General features: G+C 60.6%; 3 protein-coding genes. 1 reads left to right on the top strand and 2 read right to left on the bottom strand.

Going from position 1 to position 3,734, the window contains the following annotated elements:
• Nucleotides 1-73 precede the first annotated feature (73 nt).
• The gene (locus ACW9JC_RS29205) at nt 74-832 is read right to left on the bottom strand and encodes an SDR family NAD(P)-dependent oxidoreductase (protein ID WP_457459383.1); all 759 of its coding nucleotides are present in this window, start codon (nt 830-832) and stop codon (nt 74-76) included.
• Nucleotides 833-953: 121 nt separating this feature from the next.
• On the opposite strand from ACW9JC_RS29205, the gene ACW9JC_RS29200 reads away from it, so the two are divergent.
• The gene (locus tag ACW9JC_RS29200) at nt 954-1,856 is read left to right on the top strand and encodes a LysR family transcriptional regulator (protein ID WP_457459381.1); all 903 of its coding nucleotides are present in this window, start codon (nt 954-956) and stop codon (nt 1,854-1,856) included.
• 99 nt (nt 1,857-1,955) lie between these two features.
• Here the strand turns inward: ACW9JC_RS29200 and ACW9JC_RS29195 are convergent, their stop codons facing one another.
• A complete protein-coding gene (locus tag ACW9JC_RS29195; protein ID WP_416126163.1) occupies nt 1,956-3,572 on the bottom strand; it encodes an inorganic phosphate transporter in 1,617 nt (538 codons plus the stop codon).
• Nucleotides 3,573-3,734: the final 162 nt, after the last annotated feature.

Raw genomic sequence — 3,734 nt, 5'->3', positions numbered from 1 at the left:
CAAACTGGATGCACCCGATCCAATGTAGGAGCTGCCGCAGGCTGCGATCTTTTGATCTTTTAATGTTTAGGCCTTACAAAAACATCCCGCCCGACGCCTCAATCCGCTGCCCATTGATCCACTGGCTGCCCGGTGCCACCAGCAGCGCAATCGCGGCGCCAATATCATCCGGACGACCGGCGCGTCCCAGCGCGGTGTTGCCCGCGACCATTTTGTTGACCTCGGCGTTGTCCCGCACGGTGCCCCCACCGAAATCGGTTTCGATCGCACCGGGGGCGAGGATGTTGACGCTGATGTTGCGCGCACCCAGCTCTTTGGCCTGGTAACGCGTCAGCACTTCCATCGCACCTTTCATGGCCGCATAGGCACCGTAACCGGGAAAACTGAAACGGGCCAGCCCGCTGGAAACGTTGATGATGCGCCCGCCGTCATTGAGCAATGGCAGCAGGTTTTGCGTGAGGAAAAACGGTCCCTTGAAGTGGATGTTCACCATCAAGTCGAACTGCTCGACCGTGGTGTCGACGAAGTTCGCGTGCAGGCCGATCCCCGCGTTGTTCACCAGAAAATCGAAGCGCTGCTGGTCGAAGTGGGTGCGCAGCACCTGGTCGACTTTGGTGGCAAACGCGGCGAATTGCTCACTCTGTCCAACATCGAGTTGCAGCATGGCGGCGCGGCCGCCGAGGCTTTCAATTTCCGCGACCAGGGCCTGCGCCTCATCGGCGCGGCTGTTGTAGGTGCCGATGATGTCGACGCCTTGGGCGGCCAGATGCAGCGCGGTGTTCTTGCCGAGGCCGCGGCTGGCGCCGGTGATCAGTGCGATTTTACGGTTCATGGGGCTTCCTCAAGTGCAGTGGGCAGTGGATGGGAGGAAGTTTATTTATCCGCTACAGGGTGATAAACATGGCTAAACCGGAATCACTGGTCGGATAAGCCGAACAATAAGGGTCAGGCCCATGAACAAACTGGAATTGCTGCGCACCTTTGTCCGCGTCAGCGAGATGTCGAGTTTTACCTTGGCGGGGGAGAGTCTGGGTCTGCCCCGGTCCACGGTGTCCGAACATGTTCAGGCGCTGGAAGCGTTGCTCGGCACGCGTCTGTTGCAGCGCACCACGCGCAAGGTTCAAGCGACTCAGGACGGCTTGGTGCTGTACGAGCGCAGCAAGGATTTGCTGTCGCACATGGACGAAATCGAAGGCCTGTTTCGTCAGGACGAAGCCACGTTGGTGGGGCGAATTCGCGTCGACATGCCGAACATTCTGGCCCGCCGCGTGGTGATGCCGCGCCTGCCGGAATTCATGGCGCGTCACCCGTTGCTCGAACTGGAAATCAGCAGCACCGATCGCCGCGTGGACTTGCTCAGTGAAGGCTTTGATTGCGTGTTGCGGGTGGGGGCGCAACCGGATCAATCGGTGGTCGCGCGGCATCTGTGCGACTTCGCCATGGTCAACTGCATCAGCCCCGGCTATGTGCAGCGATACGGCGTGCCGCAGCAGTTGGAGGATCTGGCGCAGCATCGGCTGGTGCATTACGTCGGCGTATTGGGCGCGCGCTCGGAAGGTTTTGTGTATGAGGTCGACGGCAAGGTGCAGCGGCTGCCGATGGCCGGCAGCATCACGGTCAACAGCACCGACGCCTATGAGTCGGCGTGCCTGGGTGGTTTCGGCCTGATCCAGGCGCCGCGAATGGGCATGCATAGACACTTGATCAGCGGTGAACTGGTAGAGGTGTTGCCGCAGTTCAACGCGCCGTCCATGGAAGTGTCGCTGCTCTACGCCCGGCAACGGCATTTGCCGTTGCGGGTGAGGGCGTTCATGGATTGGTTGGGGGAAGTCATTCGATCGGCTAACAACCTGTAGGAGCAAGGTTTGCCCGCGATGAACGATGACGCGGTGCTTCTGTGAAACCGCGCCGCCTCAATCGCGGGCAAGCCTTGCTCCTACAGAGTCCGCGTAGCGTCAGAAGAGTTGGGTGAACAACCAATACAAACTGCCCGACAACAAAATCGCCGCCGGCAAGGTCAGCACCCAGGCCATCAGTAGATTGCGAATAGTCTTCATCTGCAAGCCGCCACCATTGGCGACCATGGTCCCGGCCACGCCTGATGACAGAACATGCGTGGTCGACACCGGCAGCCCGAACATGTCCGCAGCGCCGATGGTCAGCATGGCCACGGTTTCCGCCGAGGCACCTTGCGCGTAAGTCAGGTGAGTCTTGCCGATCTTCTCGCCGACCGTCACCACAATGCGCTTCCAGCCGACCATGGTGCCCAGCCCCAACGCAATCGCCACCGCGATCTTCACCCATAGCGGAATGAACCGCGTGGAGTTGTCGATCTGCTGCTTGAACAGTTGCAGCTTGCTGCTGGTGTCGGCGTCGAAATTACCGACCTTGTTCTTGTCCATCAGGCGAATGGTTTCGCTGGTCAGGTACATGTCGTTTCGCACGTTGCCCACGGCTTCGGCGGGCACTTTCGACAGCGATCCATAACCCTTGACCTCGGCGCCGATGCTGCCGGTGAGCGCGGCGAGCGCAGGCACCAGCTGCGGTGTCGCTTCCTTGCTGCGCACGTATTCGGACAGGATCGGACGTGGATCGGCCGGGGCCGGTTGCGGCGCGGCTTTGACCAACGCTTGCTGGGTGACTTCGGCCACGGCGGCGAACTGCAACGCCTGATCCGCGGGCATGGTGCGGTTCAGCGCGTAGGCCATCGGCAGGGTGCCGACCAGAATCAACATGATCAGGCCCATGCCTTTCTGGCCGTCGTTGGAACCGTGGGCGAACGACACGCCGGTGCAGGTCAGGATCAACAGACCGCGAATCCACCACGGCGGCGGAGTGTTGCCTTTCGGTTCCTTGTACAGCGCACGGTTCTTCACGAACGCACGCAGGGCCAGCAGCAACAGCGCGGCGCAGCCGAAACCCACCAGCGGCGAAAGCAGCAGTGCGTAACCAATCTTGGTGGCCTGCGCCCAGTCCACACCGCTGGTGCCGTCGCGGCCGTGCATCAATGCGTTGGCCACGCCAACACCAATGATCGAACCGATCAATGTGTGCGACGAAGACGCCGGCAGCCCCAGCCACCAAGTGCCAAGGTTCCACAGGATCGCAGCGATCAGCAGGGCGAAGATCATCGCGAAGCCGGCGGATGAACCGACTTGCAGAATCAGCTCCACCGGCAGCAGCGCGATGATGCCGAACGCCACCGCGCCGCTGGACAGCAGCACCCCAAGGAAGTTGAAGAACCCGGACCAGACCACCGCGAAATTCGGCGGCAGCGAGTGGGTGTAAATCACCGTGGCCACGGCGTTGGCGGTGTCGTGGAAACCGTTGACGAACTCAAAGCCCAGGGCAATCAACAACGCCACACCCAGCAGCAGAAACGGCGTCCAGGTGGTCACCACCGTGCCGAGTTCATTCATGTCATGCATCAGGCTGTACGCGGTAAACAGCAACCCGATGGCCAGCACGGCAACGAACACCACGACGGTAATCAGGCCGGGTTTTTTATCGAATTGCGGCTTGGCGCTACTACCGGCGGGCGCCGGAGCAGCGGTGAAAGTGGGGGTAGCCATACCAGACATTCCTGAGGAGGGAAGGAGTGTCGTTCATGATCATTGCTAAATGTTACAGGGAGACTGCCCTGGGTCAGGGGTTCGGGTTTTTGTTGAGCCGTTGATCTGTAATTGCAACATCAAAAGATCGCAGCCTTCGGCAGCTCCTACAGGAAGTCGCAT

Source organism: Pseudomonas sp. SDO5591_S426, from assembly GCF_054070755.1.
This window is presented reverse-complemented; position numbering and strand designations above follow the sequence as displayed.